This is a genomic window from Staphylococcus equorum, assembly GCF_001747895.1.
GTDB classification, from domain to species: domain Bacteria; phylum Bacillota; class Bacilli; order Staphylococcales; family Staphylococcaceae; genus Staphylococcus; species Staphylococcus equorum_A.
In genome coordinates, this window is record NZ_LNNB01000009.1 from 127389 (window position 1) to 147615 (window position 20227).

Sequence of the window (20227 nt, forward strand, 5' to 3'; positions counted from 1 at the left end):
ATGGATTTAAAACAGTATGTGTCGGAAGTAGAAGATTGGCCAAAGCCTGGAGTTAACTTTAAAGATATTACAACAATTATGGATAACGGTGAAGCATTTGGTTATGCTACAGATCAAATTGTTCATTATGCTAAAGACCGTGATGTAGATGTTATAGTCGGACCTGAAGCACGTGGCTTTATCATAGGGTGTCCAGTAGCGTATTCAATGGGTATTGGTTTTGCACCAGTTAGAAAAGAAGGTAAATTGCCAAGAGAAGTGATTCGCTATGAATACGACTTAGAATATGGTACAAACGTGTTAACAATGCATAAAGATGCGCTTAAACCAGGTCAACGTGTGTTGATTACGGATGACTTATTAGCTACAGGTGGAACAATTGAAGCGGCAATTAAACTTGTTGAACAATTAGGTGGCATCGTTGTAGGTATTGCATTTATCATTGAACTTAAATATCTTAACGGTATTGAAAAAATAGAAGATTACGACGTAATGAGTTTAATCTCATACGACGAATAAAATATAAAAGTAATATAACAAAAGAAGCTCAGACATATATTTATGTCCTGGCTTCTTTTTTAATTTAAAATAGATCCAATTTATTACAATAGGGCATATTGTTGGTTAGTTATCTGAGACCCTTGATCCTAATCTCTAATCTATTTTATTTTTTTATTGAATTTTCAAAACATTTGTCTCTTTGTTATGAATATCATACACTTGAACACACTATATAATATTTAAAAATAAACTTTATTTCCCCAATACTCACATGAACTCATTTATTTATTTAATAACATGTAGTATCATATAACTATTATACAAAATTTGACCTAATAAAATGAAAATACGTTACAATCGTAGTTAAATAAGATTAGATAAAACTAACGAAATATAATACTGGGTATCTAATAGCGATTAATATTTAGTATAGGGGTGTCTTAAGTGAACAATGAATATCCATATAGTGCTGATGAAGTACTATCCAAAGCCAAATCATATTTGTCAAAAGAAGACTATGAATATGTGTTAAAAAGTTATCATATTGCTTATGAGGCACATGAAGGTCAATTTCGAAAAAATGGTTTACCATACATAATGCATCCAATTCAAGTTGCTGGCATATTAACTGAAATGCATTTAGATGGACCAACAATTGTTGCAGGGTTTTTACATGACGTAATCGAGGACACACCATATACATTTGATGATGTTCAAGGTATGTTCAATGAAGAAATTGCAGTTATTGTAGAAGGCGTAACAAAATTAAAAAAAGTGAAATATCGTTCAAAAGAAGAACAACAAGCGGAGAATCATCGAAAACTATTTATCGCAATTGCTAAAGATGTACGTGTGATTTTAGTTAAATTGGCAGATCGTTTACATAATATGAGAACAATCAAACCGATGCCAAGAGAAAAACAAATTAGAATTTCTAAAGAGACGCTCGAAATTTATGCACCTTTGGCTCATAGATTAGGTATCAATACCATTAAATGGGAATTGGAAGATACAGCGCTTAGATACATTGATAGCGTTCAATATTTCAGAATTGTTAATTTAATGAAGAAAAAACGTAGTGAAAGAGAAGATTACATTCAAAATGCTATAAATCGTATACAAGCAGATATGTCTAGCATGAATATTGTTGGGGAAATCAATGGTCGACCTAAACACATATATAGTATATATAGAAAAATGGTTAAACAAAAGAAACAGTTTGATCAAATTTTCGATTTGTTAGCTGTTAGAATTATCGTGAATTCTATCAATGATTGTTACGCTGTACTGGGCTTAGTACACACGCTTTGGAAACCGATGCCTGGTAGATTTAAGGATTACATTGCGATGCCAAAACAAAATATGTATCAGTCATTACATACAACGGTTGTTGGTCCAAACGGCGATCCACTTGAAATACAAATTAGAACTTCTGAAATGCATGAAATCGCTGAACATGGTGTAGCAGCGCACTGGGCATATAAAGAAGGTAAGAAAGTAACAGAGAAAGCACAAAACTTTAATAAAAAGTTAAATTGGATTAAAGAGTTTGCAGAAACAGACAATACTACGTCAGATGCTGAAGAATTTATGGAAACACTTAAATTTGATTTACAAAGTGACAAAGTATATGCGTTTACGCCAGAAAGTGACGTTGTAGAATTACCTTACGGTGCGGTCCCTATTGATTTTGCATATGCAGTTCATAGTGAAGTAGGTAATAAAATGATAGGTTCAAAAGTAAACGGTAAAATTGAACCTATAGATTATGTCTTGCAGACTGGAGATATTGTTGAAATTAGAACAAGTAAGCATTCTTATGGTCCAAGTAGAGATTGGTTGAAAATTGTTAAATCATCAAGTGCTAAAAGTAAAATTCGCAGTTTCTTTAAAAAACAAGACCGTTCTTCAAACATTGAAAAGGGTAAATTTATGATTGAAGCGGAAATCAAAGATCAAGGTTTTAGAGTAGACACGGTATTAAATGAGGAAAATATCGCCGTAGTAAATAATAAATATAATTTTGCTAACGATGATGATTTATTTGCTGCAGTTGGTTTTGGAGGAGTAACAGCCTTACAAATAGTGAATAAATTAACTGAAAAGCAACGTATTCAAGATAAGCAAAAAGCATTGAATTCGGCACAAGAAATTTCTAAATCAGTACCTATTAAAGATGACATTACAACGGATAGTGGCGTTTATGTTGAAGGTATTGAAAATGTCTTAATCAAATTATCAAAATGTTGTAATCCAATCCCAGGTGATGATATTGTTGGTTATATCACTAAAGGACACGGCATTAAAGTACATAGAACAGATTGTCCTAATATTAAAAGTGAAAAAGACCGTTTGATTCACGTAGAATGGGTACGTTCTAAAGATGCCACTCAACGTTATCAAGTAGATTTAGAAGTTTCTGCTTATGATAGAAATGGGCTATTAAATGAAGTATTACAAGCTGTAAATTCAACTAAAAGTAATTTAGTGAAAGTATCTGGCAAGTCAGATATAGATAAAAATGCTGTGATTAATATTAGTGTTATGGTAAAAAATGTTAATGAAGTTTACCAAGTTGTAGACAAGATTAAACAACTCGGCGATGTATATACTGTCACAAGAGTTTGGAATTAGAGGTGCATCATACATGAAAATAGTCGTACAAAGAGTAAAGGAAGCTTCGGTTTCTAATGAAAATATAGAAAATAAAATAAAAAGAGGATATTGCCTATTTGTTGGTGTTGGTAAAACATCTACAGAGGCCGATATTTTAGCATTAGCAAAAAAAATTGTGAATGCACGGTTATTTGAAGATAATGATGGCAAGCTTAACTTAAATATTCAACAAGTAGAAGGTGAAATCTTATCTATATCACAATTTACATTGTATGCAGATGTTAGAAAAGGGAACAGACCAGGATTTTCTCATTCTATGCCTCCAGAACAGGCAAATGAATATTATGAAATATTTAACGATGCATTACGTTCTTATGGAATAAACGTGTTAACAGGCGAATTTGGTACTGATATGTTAGTGAATATTGCTAATGATGGACCCGTAACAGTGATTTATGAAAGTCAGGATGGCAAAATAGTATGAAAAAACTCGATACTTGGTTAGAAAAACATAATCTCAGAAATATCCCCACATTTATTGTCATAGTAGCATTTATTATTTTCATCATTATGATTATTGCTTTCTTAAATCATAGTGATGAAAACAGTAGTACGATTTATATTACTGAAGATGCAGAATTAAGAACAGGTCCTAACGCTGTTTATCCAGAAATTAATTCTATCGACAAAGGACAAAACTTCCATAAAATTGGTGAATCTGGTAAGTGGATTGAAGTAGAATCCGGTAATAATGAAAAAGGTTGGGTAGCAGGTTGGCATACGAATTTAAATATTCAAGCTGACGCTAACAAAAATGCTAAACCTTTAAAAGATAAAATAATTGTACTTGATCCTGGTCACGGTGGACGTGATCAGGGGGCATCAAGTAATACAAATAAACATAGTAAAGAGAAAGTATACACTTTAAAAACCGCTCAAGAGCTTAAAGCACTTTTAGAAAAAGAAGGTGCAACAGTGAATATGACACGTAGTTCAGATGAATATGTCAGTCTTAGCGATAGAAATATTAAAGGTGATGCTTATATTAGTATACATAATGATTCATTAAAATCAGCTAAAGCAAATGGTAGTACCGTTTATTGGTTTAAGAAAAATCAAAAAGCATTAGCAGAGACATTGAGTGCGAGCCTACAAAAGAAAGCATTATTAACAAATAAAGGCGCACGACAAGAAAACTTCCAAGTATTGAGACAAACAGATGTACCAGCAGTATTATTAGAATTAGGTTATATTAGTAATCCTACAGATGAAGATATGATTAGAGACCAATTACATCGACAAATTGTAGAAAAAGCAGTTGTTGATGGACTACGTGCATACTTCTCAGAATAAAAAGGTTGCATATTAGTCGTAAACTCGTTATTATTAAATATGAATTCTATATTAAAACCGCTATAATTCTTGAAAGTTCTAAACGAAATGGTAGCATTTAAACAATGCGAAGAGACATAATTCCTGGCTGAAAAATTATGCTTAGTAATTTAGAAATTTAACACAAGAAGAGGTGCTTTAAAAATAAAGCCGTGTAACGAACGTTATTCGTATGAAGTGGGTTATAAATTTAAATATTTATAACCAATTAGGGTGGCAACACGGAAATTCGTCCCTTGTATGACTATTAGTCATGCAAGGGTTTTTTTATTGCTTAAAAGGAGAGGTTCTATGATAAATATACCTAGAGGGACTCAAGATATTTTACCAGAGGAAACAAAGAAATGGCGTTATATTGAAGCAAAGTTAGATCAACTCATGGAATTGTATAATTACGAAGAAATTCGTACACCAATTTTTGAAAGTACTGAATTATTTGCACGTGGTGTAGGTGGTTCAACGGATGTTGTTCAAAAAGAAATGTATACCTTTAAAGATAAAGGTGACCGAAATATCACATTACGTCCAGAGGGTACAGCAGCAGTTGTGCGTTCATATATAGAAAATAAAATGCAAGGTATTCCGAACCAACCTATTAAATTATATTATAACGGACCAATGTTTCGTTATGAACGAAAACAAAAAGGTAGATATCGCCAATTCACTCAGTTTGGTGTAGAAGCTATTGGCGCTGAAAATCCAGGTGTAGATGCAGAAGTACTAGCAATGGCAATGCATATTTATCAGTCATTTGGATTGAAGCACTTAAAACTTGTTATTAATAGTATAGGTGATATAAATTCTCGTAAAGAATATAATGATGCACTTGTGAATCATTTTGAACCTGTAATCGAACATTTTTGTAGTGATTGTCAATCACGATTACACACAAATCCAATGAGAATTTTGGACTGTAAAATCGATAAAGACAAAGAAGAAATAAAAACAGCTCCAAGCATTACAGAATTTTTAAATGAATCATCAAAAGCTTATTATGCAGAAGTAAAACAACATTTAGATGATTTAGGTATTCCGTACGTAGAAGATCCGAATTTAGTCAGAGGATTGGATTATTATACACATACTGCTTTCGAGTTAATGATGGATAATCCTAATTATGATGGTGCGATTACTACACTGTGTGGTGGCGGACGATATAATGGTTTATTAGAATTGTTAGATGGACCAAGCCAGACTGGTATAGGGTTTGCGTTAAGTATTGAAAGATTGTTACTTGCACTAGAGGAAGAACAAATTGAACTTAATGCCAATCATGAATTTGATTTATTTATTGTAACAATGGGTGATAAAGCGGACCGTTATGCTGTGAAACTATTAAATGATTTACGTAAAAATGGTGTGAAAGCAGATAAAGATTATTTACAACGTAAAGTTAAAGGCCAAATGAAGCAAGCAGATAGATTAAATGCGCGATATACAATAGTCGTAGGCGAACAAGAGCTAGAAGAAAATAAAATAAATGTAAAAAATATGGAGTCAGGTGAAACTGAAACTATTAAATTAGATGAAATGGTTAATTATTTCAAAAATTAAGGAGAGATATCATGAGTAAACGTACAACATACTGTGGTTTAGTAACAGAGTCGTTATTAGACCAAGAAGTAACATTAAAAGGTTGGGTACACAACCGTAGAGATTTAGGTGGCTTAATTTTTGTTGATTTACGTGACCGTGAAGGTTATGTTCAAATCGTATTTAATCCAGATTTTTCAGCAGAAGCATTACAAATTGCAGAAACTGTTAGATCAGAATACGTGGTAGAAGTTAAAGGGATAGTTAAGCAACGTGATCCTCAAACGGTAAACCCAAAAATTGAAACTGGTCAGGTTGAAGTACAAGTTTCAGATATTCAAATTATCAATAAATCTGAGACACCTCCATTTGCATTAAATGAAGAAAATCAAAATGTTGATGAAAATATCAGATTAAAATATAGATATCTTGATTTACGACGCCAAGAGCTAGCACAAACATTTAAAATGAGACACCAAACAACACGTTCTATTAGACAATATTTAGACCAAGAAGGTTTTTATGATATAGAAACACCAGTATTAACGAAATCTACGCCAGAGGGTGCCCGTGACTATTTAGTACCATCACGTGTACACGATGGTGAATTTTATGCATTACCTCAATCACCCCAAATATTCAAACAATTATTAATGATTAGTGGTTTTGACAAATATTATCAAATTGTTAAATGTTTCCGTGATGAAGATTTACGTGCTGATCGTCAACCAGAATTCACTCAAGTGGATATTGAAATGAGCTTCGTAGATCAAGAAGATGTGATGGATATGGGCGAAGAAATGTTACAAAATGTTGTTAAAGATGTGAAAGACGTTGAAGTACCACGTCCATTCCCAAGAATGACATATAACGACGCTATGAGTCGTTATGGTTCAGATAAACCAGATACACGTTTTGGCATGGAATTAATCGATGTTTCAGAACTTGGTGAAATTATGGACTTTAAAGTATTCAAAGATGCTATCAATAAAGATGGTCAAGTTAAGGCAATTGTAGCTGAAGGCGCTTCTGATAAATATACAAGAAAAGACATAGATGCTTTAACAGAATTTGTAAACATCTACGGTGCTAAAGGCTTGGCATGGGTAAAAGTTGTAGATGATGGTTTAAATGGACCAATCGCTAAATTCTTTGAAAATGATCATGTTGAAAAGTTACAATCACTAACTGGAGCGCAAGCAGGTGACCTGGTATTATTCGTAGCAGATAAACCAAGTGTTGTTGCACAAAGTTTAGGCGCTTTACGTCTTAAACTTGCAAAAGAATTAAACCTGATTGATGAAACGAAATTGAATTTCTTATGGGTTACAGATTGGCCATTACTTGAATATGATGAAGAAGTTAAACGCTATACTGCAGCACATCATCCATTCACTTCACCAAAACAAGAAGATATTGAAAAATTAAGCACTGAGCCTGAGAATGTTCAAGCTAATGCATATGATATTGTTTTGAATGGTTATGAATTAGGCGGGGGTTCTATCAGAATTCATGATGCTGATTTACAAGCTAAAATGTTCGAAGTTTTAGGTTTCACAGACGAACAAGCAAGAGAACAATTTGGTTTCTTACTAGATGCCTTTAAATATGGTGCACCACCCCATGGCGGCATCGCATTAGGATTGGACCGTTTAGTTATGTTATTAACGAATCGCACAAACTTACGTGATACAATTGCCTTTCCTAAAACTGCATCTGCGACATGTCTATTAACAGATGCACCAAGTGAAGTATCAGAAAATCAATTAGAAGAACTTTCATTACGTATTCGTCATTAATTAGCGCAAGAAGTTTTAATTCTTGCTAATTTGAAATTATGTGTTATGATGTTCACATAAGATAGTCATCTGAAGTGTTCGTAAGTTTGCTTCATATTTGGGCCTAACACTCTTTGATCCGGGAGCCCAATGGGTTTTCTTGCAGCGCACACGCCTCAAAGGAGGACTTGCAAAACAAGAAACAGGGCACCCACCTGTTATAAGCAGGCCGAATGATCAAGCACTTTATAACTACGGCACTAACGGACTCTATCGTACGCAAGACTTCGGTCTTGCGTATTTTTTTTGCTGAAATTTAAAATGTGAATGCTACGATTTCAAATAATGTAAGATAAATAATGCATTTTGTAAATATAAATATATGATAATGTTATAATAGTTTTGTTATAGCATATTAATAATAATAAGGAGTATTTAGATGAGACATCAATTTTCTAGAAATGAATTAGCCTATGGTCAAGAAGGCTTGGAATTATTAAAAGAAAAGACAGTTGTTGTGCTTGGCGTAGGTGGTGTTGGTTCATTTGCTGCTGAAGCTTTGGCACGTACAAATATTGGTCATATCATTCTTATTGATAAAGATGATGTTGATATCACTAACGTCAATCGTCAATTGCATGCGCTTACTACTACAATCGGACAGAGTAAAGTGACTTTGATGGAGGAACGCATTAAATTAATTAACCCTGATTGTAAAGTGACTTCATTGCATATGTTTTATACGGAAGAGACTTATGAAGCATTATTCAGTGAGTATGATATCGATTATTTTGTAGATGCAAGTGATACAATCATTTATAAAGTACACTTAATGAAAGAGTGTTTAGATAGAGGAATTTCCGTAATTTCAAGCATGGGTGCTGCCAATAAAATAGATCCAACACGTTTTGAAGTAGCAGATATTTCTAAAACACATACTGATCCTATGGCTAAAATTATAAGACGTAAATTAAAAAAATTAGGCATTCATAAAGGCATACCTGTTGTTTTTTCAGATGAAAGTCCAATTGTAATTAGAGAAGATGTTAAAGATACAGTGGGGGATGCTAACGCACCAACGAGAAAAGGACAAATGCCACCATCTTCAAATGCTTTTGTACCTAGTGTAGTTGGATTAATCAGTGCGGGTTATGTAATTAATGATATTCTAAAAGACATTCCTGTTACGCGTATTAAAGACAAAAAATAAAAAATGCTCATTTATCAATAACTATTTTAAAAGGTAGCTTTCCGTTTTGGAGAGCTACCTTTTATTGATTATAGTGATTTAAATTACATTTTATTTCTTTTTTTGTGAATGGTTAATATTGTCATAAACAGACTTAAATTGTTGTTCGCTTTTAGAAGTTGTTTTGGGCTCATAATAAATTCTATTTTTAAGTTTATCAGGTAAATATTGTTGTGAAACGAATCCGCTCTCATAACTATGCGGATATTTATAACCGATTGCACGACCTAATTCTTTAGCACCTGCATAATGACCATCTTTTAAGTGGTCAGGAATCTGACCAACATGCCCCTTACGTATATCTGATAAAGCAGCATCAATAGCTGAAATACCTGAGTTAGATTTTGGTGATAAACAAAGTTCTATTACAGCTTGGCTCAAAGGAATTCTAGCCTCTGGGAAACCTAAACGCTCAGCTGACTCTATTGCTGCTAATGTACGTTGACCAGCTGCTGGTGACGCTAATCCAACATCTTCAAAACTAATCACTAACAAACGTCGAACGATTGTTGGTAAATCTCCAGCTTCGATTAAACGTGCTAGGTAATGTAATGCAGCATTGACATCGCTACCTCTAATTGATTTTTGAAACGCACTCATCACATCGTAGTGCATGTCTCCATCTTTATCACTTACAAAAGCCCCTTTTTGCAAACAATCTTTTGCATCTTCTAGTGTGATATATCTATTGTCATCAGTCACTTTAGAACTTAATACAGCCAATTCTAAAGCATTGAGCGCACTTCTTACATCGCCTTGACTTTGTGTAGTAAAGTAAGTCATTGCTTCATCATCAACAATAGGGTTGTAAGTAGCGAGCCCACGTTCAGCATCATTGATTGCTCTCTCTAATGAGACTCTGACATCATCGTCATCTAATGGGTATAATTCGAAAATTTGAGCTCTCGAACGTATAGCAGGATTAATTGCATGGTAAGGATTAGATGTTGTCGCGCCAATTAATACAATTTTTCCATTTTCTAAGTGTGGCAGTAAAAAGTCTTGTTTGGCTTTATCTAAACGGTGTATTTCATCTAATAGTAGAATTACTTGTCCAGACATTTTTGCTTCTTCAACAATCAACTGCATATCTTTTTTGGTATTGGTTACGGCATTGAGTTGTCGAAACTTGAATTGTGTACTACCAGATATCGCTTTTGCAATACTTGTTTTACCTATACCGGGAGGGCCAAAAAATATCATTGAAGATAATCTTTTCGTTTCAACCATTCTTCTAATAATCCCTTTTGGACCTACTAAATGTTTTTGAGAAATAATTTCATCTATGTTATTCGGACGCATTCTCGATGCAAGTGGTTCGTTCGTCACAATCTGTCACACCTTTCTAATTCTATATTAACGTAAAAAATGATAGAATGTTAATATATAGTATTCGAATTAAGTGAGGTAATATAATGAAAATTTCAACAAAAGGAAGATATGGGTTAACATTAATGATTTCCCTAGCTAAAAAACAAGGACAAGGGTGCGTATCATTAAAATCTATAGCAGAAGAAAATAATTTAAGTGATCTATATCTAGAGCAATTAGTTGGTCCTTTACGGAATGCTGGGTTAATTCGAAGTGTTCGTGGTGCAAAAGGCGGTTACCAATTAAGAGTACCAGCGGAAGAAATTACAGCTGGTGATATTATACGTTTATTAGAAGGTCCAATTACATTTGTAGAAAGTATTGAATCAGAGCCACCTGCACAAAAAGAACTTTGGATTAGAATGAGAGATGCTGTAAGAGAGGTACTTGATAATACAACTTTACAATATCTAGCTGATTTTAAAGAAACTGATGATTTAGACGGTTATATGTTTTATATTTAAATTGAACTATAATTTATAAATTTATAGTTCACAATGATTTCTTTTAAAGAAAATATTGGATTTATTTTCTTTATCATGTTTAGACACAATGATTAGTGGTATTTAACTTATATACATTGCTAAGGAGGTAATTTACATGGCAGATGAAAATAAATTCGAACAAGCAAAAGGTAATGTGAAAGAAACAGTCGGTAATGTAACTGACAATCAAGATTTAGAAAATGAAGGCAAGGAAGATAAAACTTCCGGTAAAGCTAAAGAATTCGTAGAAAATGCAAAAGATAAAGCGAATGACGCTATTGATAAATTCAAAAAATAATTAAGTTTTAATTAACTTTCAAAGGAGTAATTATTATGGCTGAAAATTTCTTAGATAAAGCAAAAGACACTGCAAAAACTGTATCTGAAAAATTAAAAGGTTCTGATAACGAAAAAGCACAACAAGCTTCAGAACAAATTGATAAATTCACTGGTGGTAGTGACGATAAAAAAGATGAAGACAAAAAAGACGAAAAATAGTCTTCGCTAAATTTATTTTGTAAAATAACTAAAATCCCAATCTACAAATTTGTAGATTGGGATTTTAACGTTTCATTAACTTGAATTTTACAGCGTATCTATTACATTTTTTAGTTTACGATAAGAATCAAGTTGAGCTTCTTGATCATAAATATAGCTGATAGCCATTAATTCATCAATATCGCCATGCTCATCTATAAAGGTTTGGATTTTATTTTTTACAGTTTCTTCTGAACCGATAAGTGAAGAGCCCATACGTTGTTGCGCAACTTCAAATTCAGTCGGTGTTAAAATACCTTTTAAATCATCAGTAGGTGGTTGAAGTGGTTGCATTCTACCTCTAGTTATACTAACCATTACTTGTGCTTGAGTTGTTGATAAGTATTCAGCTTGTTCATCCGTATCAGCAACAATGGCATTTAAACAAACGATGACATAAGGTTTGCTAAGTGCATCAGAAGGTTCAAATAAATCTTTATATATTTCAATTGCATCTTTCATTTGTTGTGGTGCAAAATGACCAGCAAATACATAAGGAAGTCCTTTTCGTGCTGCTAAATGGGCAGAGTCAGTAGATGAACCTAGGATATAAAGTGGTACATGTTTATCTACAGCGGGATAAGCTCGCACATATGCTTGTTGATTACCAGGACCAAAATATGTAGCGAGTTGCTCAACTTCTTCTGGGAATTCATAAACACCATTATGTTGATCTCTACGTAAAGCACTAGCTGTCATCATATCAGTGCCAGGAGCACGTCCTAAACCTAAATCTACACGTTCTGGAAATATTGTTTCCATCGTACCAAACTGTTCGGCAACTACTAATGGTGCATGATTTGGTAACATAATACCACCTGAACCCACTCGGATTTTAGATGTGTGCTCTAATGTATGTTGGATTAACAAAGCAGTAGCAGAACTTACTAAGTTTGGGGCATTGTGATGTTCTGCAATCCAATAGCGATTATAATCTAACGTTTCTAAATTTTGAGCTAATTTGACCATATCTTTAATTGCAGCTTGATCATCTTCTCCTTCTCGAATAGGTACAAGATTAAGCGCTGATAGTTTTAAATTGTACATGTTTATCGTTGTCCTCCTTAGTGATTGTTATTACCTTGAAGTATAACAGTCGCTATAAAACTTGCGTAAGAAACTGCTCACTGTTATAATGAGTGAAATTAAAAACGTTAGGTGGCTTAATTAAGGCGATGAAGACATTGGATAAATATCAAGAGAATAAATTAACAAAACTACATTTAAATGAAAAAGTTACAGGATATGACCATGTCGTAAATAATATAAGCTATTATTAAGCAACCGCATAGATTGATTGCAGTATAATATTTATGGCATGTCATGTCCTCGGAAGCGAGGAAATTGATATGTCTTTTTATTATGTTCAAAAACCATTTGAAAAATATGGTAAAACGCTGATAAATCACGTGAATATAAGTGTTGAAACAGGAGAACACATAGCTTTCGTGGGTGATAATGGTGTTGGAAAAACAACCTTACTAAATGAACTATACTTAAAGTATAGAGACAATGCGTATCTTATGAAACAAGATATGACAGATTATTATTATGAAACTGGAATGGAATTCATTTTATCTTTATTTCCAGAAATATTAAAATTAAAAAAAGAAATACCTTATAATTATGAAAAAATAGCTGATTTCATAGCATATAATGGCTATGAATTAGAACAAAAAATTAGAACAAAAAATTAGAACAAAAAATTATAACACAAGCGAATTTATTTAATTTAAGCGAAACTGATTTAGACAAGGAAATCAACCTTTTAAGCGGAGGTCAACAAACACGCGTCGCATTATTACGTTCAATTATTTCAGAAAAAGATTTAATCCTATTAGATGAACCAACTAATCATCTTGATCAAACGATGCTAAATGATTTAATAACGAACATGAATAAATCAAAACGTACAATCATTTATGTATCGCATCACCGTGGATTTATCAATGCAACTGCTAGTCATATCATAGAGATAAATCGAACGCAAACAAGGAAATTTACGGGTAATTATAACCAGTACAAAGAAATTATAGATTTAGAGTTTCAAACACAAGTGAATGCTTATGAAAAACAGCAGAAAGAAGTTAAGCAGCTTGAGCATACTATCAAGAGAGTTAAAGAATGGCATGCTGCTTCTAAGCAAACAACAAGTGTTCGCGATCCATCTGAGCAAAAGCGATTAAGTAAATTAGCGCAAAAATCAAAAGTAAAAGCATCACAATTAAATCAAAAATTAAACGAAAATAAACTAGAAGAACCTGAAAAAGATGGCAGAAGGTTTTATTTTGACCAACATGAAAACATGCGCAAACGCTACTTATTAAGGCTAGAAAATTTCAGTATTTCAATAAATAACCTTTGTATTTATGATCAAGCGAATTTCGAAATTAAGAATAATGAAAACATTTTGCTTACAGGACGCAATGGTAGTGGGAAATCACTATTAATCAGCTTGATTAGACAAACATTAAAACCTGATCAAGGTCATATTTATATTACACCTTCACTCAAAATAGGTTATTTTGACCAACAAAATGATAATTTAACATACTGTGAGACCCCTTTAAATACTTTGTTAGATTTAGAAGGTATGACACTTAGTCACGCTCAAACGATTTTAGCTTCATTTGGTTTTGACCAAGATAAAATTAAGGAACCCATTACTTATTTATCAATGGGAGAAAAAAGCAGGCTACAGTTTGTATTATTATTTTTCTCGAGACCCAATTTATTGATATTAGATGAACCGACAAACTATTTTGATATCGCAACACAGGACTTGATTATGGACATGATTCATAGTTTCACTGGTCAAGTGCTTATCGTCACACATGACCAGTACTTACAATCACGATTTACAGCAACACATTGGGAAGTATCCAATAAACAACTTCATAATTTAACGCTTACTCAATATTGCAGGTCAAATACAGACGATACATTGAAATTAATAGATGATTACAAAACAATTGATGAAAGTGGACATTTTGAAACAGACAACTAGAAAATTTAATTAGATGGTGCTATCATTGGAACATTGATAAAATTGTTAGGAGTGTCAAACATGGAAGTATATGCAGATTATGCTGCAACAACACCAGTCAAACAAGCAGTTATAGATAAGATGATGGATGTTTATAGCGTTCATTATGGTAATCCCTCTTCTATTCATAGTATGGGAAGAGATGCAAGAAAATATCTCGATGAGTCGCGTAGAACTGTAGCGAAGATATTTAATGCTAAGCCAAGTGAAGTTATATTTACAAGTGGCGCTACTGAATCTAATAATACTGCAATAAAGGGTATTGCGTACGAACATCAACATAAAGGTAAACACATCATCACATCTAAAATTGAACATCACTCTGTACTCCATGTATTTGAACAACTTGAAAAAGAAGGCTTTGAAGTCACTTATTTAGATGTAGATCACGAAGGCTTAATACAACTAGACCAATTAAAAGCAGCACTTACGGATGAAACAATTTTAGTGTCAATCATGTTTGTTAATAACGAAATTGGCACAGTCGAACCTATGTATGACATTGACGACATCATCGCTGAATCTAACGCTTTGTTTCATGTTGATGCAGTTCAAGCAATAGGCCATCTTGAAATAGATTTTCATGAATTCAACATAGATGTGATGAGTATTACTGCACATAAATTTGGAGGCCCTAAAGGTGTGGGCGCGTTATTAGTCAAAGATGAAACAATATTGCAATTCCCACAATTAGGCGGAGAACAAGAAGCAAAACGAAGAGCAGGTACAGAAAATCTTCCACAAATTGTAGGATTAGCTGAGGCTTTGGCTTTAGCCAATAACCATATAAACGATAATAACGTTCATTTAATGAATTTGAAAAACCAATTTCTCGTGACATTACAAGAGCGATCGGTTCCATTTGAATTGAATGGTTCTATGACAGATTCAACAGGACATATCGTTAATTTATATTTGCCTTTCGTTGATGTAGAAACGATGCTTACCTTATTGGATTTATCTAATATATATGTCTCGTCAGGCTCTGCATGTACAGCAGGAACAACAACACCATCGCACGTATTAATAGCAATGTATGGCAATGAAGAACGCGCAAAACACTCTGTAAGATTTAGCTTTAATGAACAAACGACTGAACAAGAAATTAAATATATAACTGCAGAAATACACAAAATTTATCACAAATTTAAGGAGGAAATATAGTTGTCAAATCAAGATACACGTGTGGTAGTCGGTATGTCAGGTGGCGTAGACAGTTCTGTAACGGCACACATATTAAAAGAACAAGGTTACGATGTCATAGGCATTTTTATGAAAAACTGGGATGATACTGATGAGAGTGGGTTTTGTACGGCTACAGAAGATTATAACGATGTAATCGCCGTATGTAATCAAATTGGGATACCTTATTATGCTGTTAATTTCGAACAAGAATATTGGGATAAAGTATTTACTTATTTCCTAGATGAATATAAAAAAGGGCGCACGCCTAATCCAGATGTAATGTGTAATAAAGAAATTAAATTTAAAGCATTCTTAGAACATGCATTAAAATTAGGTGCAGATTATGTTGCAACAGGTCATTACGCTCGCATACGACGCCATGAAGATGGTCATGTTGAAATGTTACGTGGTGTCGATAATAACAAAGACCAAACTTATTTCTTAAATCAATTATCGCAAGATCAATTATCTCGTGTTATGTTCCCAATAGGTGATATTGAGAAGAAAGAAGTACGTCGTATTGCTGAAGAACAAGATTTAGCTACTGCGAAAAAGAAAGATTCTACAGGTATTTGTTTTATAGGAGAACGTAATTTCAAAGAATTTCTATCACAATATCTACCAGCTCAATCTGGTGATATGGTTACATTAGCAGGGGATAAAATTGGTACACACGCAGGACTAATGTACTATACAATTGGTCAACGTCACGGTCTTGGTATTGGCGGAGATGGAGATCCATGGTTTGTAGTAGGTAAAAATCTAGACGACAACGTGTTATATGTAGAACAAGGTTTTCATCATGAGGCACTATACAGTGACTATTTAATCGCTTCTGACATTTCATTTGTGAATACGGTTGATTTAGAAGAAGGCTTTGAATGTACTGCTAAATTTAGATATCGCCAAAAAGATACTAAAGTATTTGTTAAAAAAGAAAATGACAATGCAATTCGCGTTTCATTTGCTGAACCAGTTCGTGCAATCACACCGGGTCAATCTGTCGTACTTTACGATGGTGATGTATGTTTAGGTGGCGCTACAATTGATGATGTATTCAAAGAATCAGGTCAGTTAAGTTACGTCGTTTAATACATTTTACTTAGAAATCGTTAGTAAGCTATATATTATAGTAACTAACGATTTCTTTTTCTAAAATATGATTTAAAAAAGATGAGCAAATGTTATAATGAATAGTCAGAAATGAGGGTTTAAATTGGATCAAGAACAAATATATAAATTAATTAAACAAGGTAATATTGAAGAAGCATTAACAGCATTATTTGCAAATATTGAAGAAAATCCTAAAGAAGTTGAAAATTACATAAATGCGGGTATTCTAATCGCTGAAGCGGGTGAAGTTGAAAAGGCTGAAAAGTTTTTTCAAAAAGCAATAACACTCGACCCAGAGAATGGTGCGATTTATTATAATTTAGGTAATGTATATTATAATGAAGGACGTTTTAGTGAAGCAATCAAACTATATCAGCAAGCGCTAAAATACAAAGTAGATTTAGTGGATACGAATTATATGATTGGTATGTCATTTAATCAACTAGAGGCATTTAAAGAGGCATTACCGTTCCTAATGACTGCTGCTGAAAAAGATGACCGTAAAGACGTGGAAGTTCAATTTCAATATGGTCTTGTATTATGTCATTTAGAAATGTTTGAACAAGCAATGACTCAATTGAACCATGTATTAACTTTAGATGAAAAGCATTCAGATGCTTTATATAATCTAGGCTTAGCTACTTATATGCAAACTGAAGATACAACACAAGCAATTCAAATTTTTGAACGTGCAGTAGAGGCTAATCCAGGACACGTGATGAGCCAACACGCAATTAAAACTTTTAAATCTATAGCAGAGGAGGAATAACTAATGGAAGACCCTACATTATTTAATAATTCAATGATTAAAGGAACCGTAGATGCCATTTTATTTCAAAATAAAGAAAACTTTTATACGGTTTTAAAGGTAGATACAATTGAAACAAATGAAGATTTCGATTCAATGCCTACAATTGTAGGGTTTTTTCCGGAAATTGCTGAAGGTGATGTCTATACGTTTAAAGGTCAAGTTGTAACACATTCTAAATATGGTAAGCAACTCAAAGCTGAAACGTTTGAAAAAGAATTACCACAAACAAAAGAAGCAATCATTAGTTATTTATCCAGTGACCTTTTTAAAGGTATTGGTAAGAAAACGGCGCAAAGCATTGTAAATAAGTTAGGCGAGAATGCCATAAGCGATATACTCAATGACCCTGCCGTTTTAGAAAAAGTACCGAGTCTACCGAAAAAGAAACAAAAGCAAATTGCAGAACAAATCGCCAGTAATCAAGAAACAGAACAAATCATTATACGCCTTCACGATTTAGGTTTTGGTCCGAAGCTCGCTATGGCAATATACCAAGCCTATTTAGGTGAGACACTTAAAGTTGTTGAAAATACACCTTACCAATTGGTTTATGATGTAAAAGGAATCGGTTTTAATAAAGCTGATACTTTAGCGCGCAACGTGGGTATTCAATTTAATGATGATGAACGTTTAAAAGCGGGTTTGTTATATGTTTTAGAAGAAGAATGTATTAAACAAGGTCATACATATTTACCTACAAATAATGTTCTGGAAATGACACAAGATATGTTGTCTCAACCACCAGCAGAAATGATTGATGCACAACAACTTATCAATGTATTGCAAGATTTAGTAAATGATACGAAATTAATCCAACAAGAAAATGAAGTTGCTATACCAAGTTTGTATTATTCAGAGTTGAAAAGCGTTCAAAACTTATATCGCAATTTTACGCATACAAATAAATTAAAAGAAATTGAGCAATCAGAATTATTACTTGAGATTGGTGAAATAGAGAACCGTAATGAAGTAACATATGCCGACTCACAAAGAGACGCGCTGCAAACTGCAATCAATACTAAAATCATGCTACTCACTGGGGGCCCAGGTACTGGTAAAACGACAGTAATCAAAGGTATCGTAGAGTTATATGCAGAAATCCATGGATTATCGTTAGACTATGATGATTACCAGAATGACGATTACCCAGTTGTGCTTGCCGCACCTACCGGCAGGGCATCGAAGCGGCTTGCAGAATCTACAGGCTTAGAAGCAATGACGATACATCGCCTAATTGGTTGGAATCAAGATACACAACCTGAAGACATATTAGAAAATGAAATATCTGCAAAACTTATTATTATTGATGAGATGTCGATGGTTGATACATGGCTATTCCATCAATTTTTGAGTGCAGTACCTATAGACGCACAAGTTATATTAGTAGGTGATGAAGATCAATTACCATCTGTTGGTCCTGGACAAGTGTTTAAAGATTTAATCGATTCAAAAGTCATTCCTCGTGTTAATTTAACTGAAGTATACCGACAACAAGACGGTTCTAGCATTATTGAGTTGGCACATAGAATGAAATTGGGCGAAGCAATTGATATCACACAGCGTTTCCATGATCGTAACTTTATCAAATGTACGACTGAACAAATACCCATAGTAGTTGAAAAAGTAGTGACAAGTGCAGTAAATAAAGGATATGACATGAGTGATATTCAGGTGTTAGCACCTATGTATAAAGGTTCCGCAGGTATTAAAAAACTTAATACAGTCTTGCAAGATATATTGAACCCTAAAGACAAAGATACTCGAGAAATTGAGTTTGGTGATGTTGTTTTTAGAAAAGGTGATAAGGTTTTACAACTTGTGAACCGACCAAGTGATAATATTTTCAATGGTGATATCGGTGTAATCGTAGGTATATTTTGGGCGAAAGAAAATGCATTAAATAAAGACATACTTGTCGTTGATTTTGATGGCAATGAAATAACGTTTGTTCGAAAAGATTTATTAGAATTAACACACGCATATTGCACATCTATTCATAAGTCTCAGGGTTCTGAATTTCCTATAGTCATTATGCCAATGGTCAAACAATATTTTAGAATGTTACAAAAACCTATTTTATACACAGGGCTTACCCGAGCTAAGCAGTCGCTTATATTTTTAGGTGACCCACAAGCATTTGATATTGGATTGAAAACACACGGTCAAGTGAGAATGACACAATTATGCACATTTCTGAAAACTTATTTCAACAACGAAGTAACTGAAGATACTGAAGATAGTATTGCAATCAGTAAAACAATTGATGCAGACATCATTTTGACTGAAGATAATATCTTTAAAATTAACCCTATGATCAACATGGGAGACATTTCACCATACGACTTTGTAGAAGATTGACATTAGTAACGAAAGTAAATACAATATAATTAACTTAGCATAAAGGTGAGTAGACTGTGTTAGACAACAAGAGATGTACTGGTTGGTGGAAAGTACAGATAATACAGTTGAACGCTGCTTTATGTCAGTATAAATATTAACTAATTAAGTGATAAGTGTGAGTTAGTAAATTTTAAGAATAACTATCGTCTGATATGTAAATCTTTAAAGTTTAGATAGAAATAGATTTACTAATGCTTATAACCAGGGTGG

At 33.3% G+C, this 20227-nt stretch carries 18 protein-coding genes and 1 other RNA gene; 17 read left to right on the forward strand and 2 right to left on the reverse strand.

Annotation, left to right across the window (positions count from 1 at the left end):
• The 8 genes from AST02_RS02430 (at position 1) to AST02_RS02465 (ending at position 9030) form a co-directional block, all read left to right on the forward strand.
• Positions 1 to 519, forward strand: coding sequence for an adenine phosphoribosyltransferase (locus tag AST02_RS02430; protein WP_021339119.1), 519 nt, complete (start codon positions 1 to 3; stop codon positions 517 to 519).
• 426 nt (positions 520 to 945) lie between these two features.
• Entirely contained in the window at positions 946 to 3135 is a 2190-nt protein-coding gene (locus AST02_RS02435) for a RelA/SpoT family protein (RefSeq protein WP_069815449.1), read from the forward strand.
• 13 nt (positions 3136 to 3148) lie between these two features.
• A complete protein-coding gene (gene dtd / locus AST02_RS02440) occupies positions 3149 to 3601 on the forward strand; it encodes a D-aminoacyl-tRNA deacylase (RefSeq protein ID WP_069815450.1) in 453 nt (150 codons plus the stop codon).
• Positions 3598 to 4470, forward strand: coding sequence for an N-acetylmuramoyl-L-alanine amidase (locus AST02_RS02445; protein WP_046465497.1), 873 nt, complete (start codon positions 3598 to 3600; stop codon positions 4468 to 4470). Before dtd ends, AST02_RS02445 begins: the two co-directional genes overlap by 4 nt.
• 330 nt (positions 4471 to 4800) lie before the next feature.
• On the forward strand, positions 4801 to 6063 hold the full coding sequence (gene hisS / locus AST02_RS02450) for a histidine--tRNA ligase (protein WP_069815452.1): 1263 nt from the start codon (positions 4801 to 4803) through the stop codon (positions 6061 to 6063).
• 11 nt (positions 6064 to 6074) lie between these two features.
• On the forward strand, positions 6075 to 7841 hold the full coding sequence (gene aspS, locus AST02_RS02455) for an aspartate--tRNA ligase (RefSeq protein ID WP_069815454.1): 1767 nt from the start codon (positions 6075 to 6077) through the stop codon (positions 7839 to 7841).
• A gap of 63 nt (positions 7842 to 7904) precedes the next feature.
• Positions 7905 to 8094, forward strand: a non-coding RNA gene (gene ssrS, locus AST02_RS02460) — 6S RNA.
• Positions 8095 to 8259: 165 nt separating this feature from the next.
• Positions 8260 to 9030 (forward strand): tRNA threonylcarbamoyladenosine dehydratase, encoded by a 771-nt coding sequence (locus AST02_RS02465; protein WP_046465494.1) that lies wholly within the window; start codon positions 8260 to 8262, stop codon positions 9028 to 9030.
• Positions 9031 to 9120: 90 nt separating this feature from the next.
• On the opposite strand, the gene AST02_RS02470 is transcribed toward AST02_RS02465, so the two are convergent.
• Complete coding sequence (locus tag AST02_RS02470) at positions 9121 to 10398, reverse strand: replication-associated recombination protein A (protein WP_046465493.1); 1278 nt, start codon at positions 10396 to 10398, stop codon at positions 9121 to 9123.
• 86 nt (positions 10399 to 10484) lie between these two features.
• Between AST02_RS02470 and cymR the strand changes: the two genes are divergently transcribed.
• The 3 genes from cymR (at position 10485) to AST02_RS14275 (ending at position 11423) form a co-directional block, all read left to right on the forward strand.
• Complete coding sequence (gene cymR, locus AST02_RS02475; protein ID WP_002507427.1) at positions 10485 to 10904, forward strand: cysteine metabolism transcriptional regulator CymR; 420 nt, start codon at positions 10485 to 10487, stop codon at positions 10902 to 10904.
• Between the two features lie 136 nt (positions 10905 to 11040).
• The gene (locus tag AST02_RS02480) at positions 11041 to 11223 is read left to right on the forward strand and encodes a CsbD family protein (RefSeq protein WP_046465492.1); all 183 of its coding nucleotides are present in this window, start codon (positions 11041 to 11043) and stop codon (positions 11221 to 11223) included.
• Between the two features lie 35 nt (positions 11224 to 11258).
• Positions 11259 to 11423, forward strand: a complete 165-nt coding sequence (locus AST02_RS14275; RefSeq protein ID WP_176721511.1) for a hypothetical protein — start codon at positions 11259 to 11261, stop codon at positions 11421 to 11423.
• A gap of 87 nt (positions 11424 to 11510) precedes the next feature.
• On the opposite strand, the gene AST02_RS02485 is transcribed toward AST02_RS14275, so the two are convergent.
• Positions 11511 to 12509 (reverse strand): LLM class flavin-dependent oxidoreductase, encoded by a 999-nt coding sequence (locus AST02_RS02485; protein WP_046465491.1) that lies wholly within the window; start codon positions 12507 to 12509, stop codon positions 11511 to 11513.
• Between the two features lie 302 nt (positions 12510 to 12811).
• Between AST02_RS02485 and AST02_RS14495 the strand changes: the two genes are divergently transcribed.
• From AST02_RS14495 to recD2, 6 genes are all read left to right on the forward strand, one after another.
• Complete coding sequence (locus AST02_RS14495; protein ID WP_069815457.1) at positions 12812 to 13159, forward strand: ATP-binding cassette domain-containing protein; 348 nt, start codon at positions 12812 to 12814, stop codon at positions 13157 to 13159.
• Positions 13160 to 13170: 11 nt separating this feature from the next.
• On the forward strand, positions 13171 to 14469 hold the full coding sequence (abc-f, locus tag AST02_RS02495) for a ribosomal protection-like ABC-F family protein (protein ID WP_370736927.1): 1299 nt from the start codon (positions 13171 to 13173) through the stop codon (positions 14467 to 14469).
• Positions 14470 to 14529: 60 nt separating this feature from the next.
• Entirely contained in the window at positions 14530 to 15672 is a 1143-nt protein-coding gene (locus AST02_RS02500; protein ID WP_046465490.1) for a cysteine desulfurase family protein, read from the forward strand.
• Positions 15673 to 16785 carry a tRNA 2-thiouridine(34) synthase MnmA gene (gene mnmA, locus AST02_RS02505; protein WP_069815461.1) on the forward strand — a complete coding sequence of 371 codons (1113 nt, stop codon included), beginning with the start codon at positions 15673 to 15675 and terminating at the stop codon, positions 16783 to 16785.
• 124 nt (positions 16786 to 16909) lie between these two features.
• A complete protein-coding gene (locus AST02_RS02510; RefSeq protein WP_069815463.1) occupies positions 16910 to 17575 on the forward strand; it encodes a tetratricopeptide repeat protein in 666 nt (221 codons plus the stop codon).
• A gap of 3 nt (positions 17576 to 17578) precedes the next feature.
• Positions 17579 to 19975 (forward strand): SF1B family DNA helicase RecD2, encoded by a 2397-nt coding sequence (gene recD2, locus AST02_RS02515; RefSeq protein WP_069815465.1) that lies wholly within the window; start codon positions 17579 to 17581, stop codon positions 19973 to 19975.
• Positions 19976 to 20227: the final 252 nt, after the last annotated feature.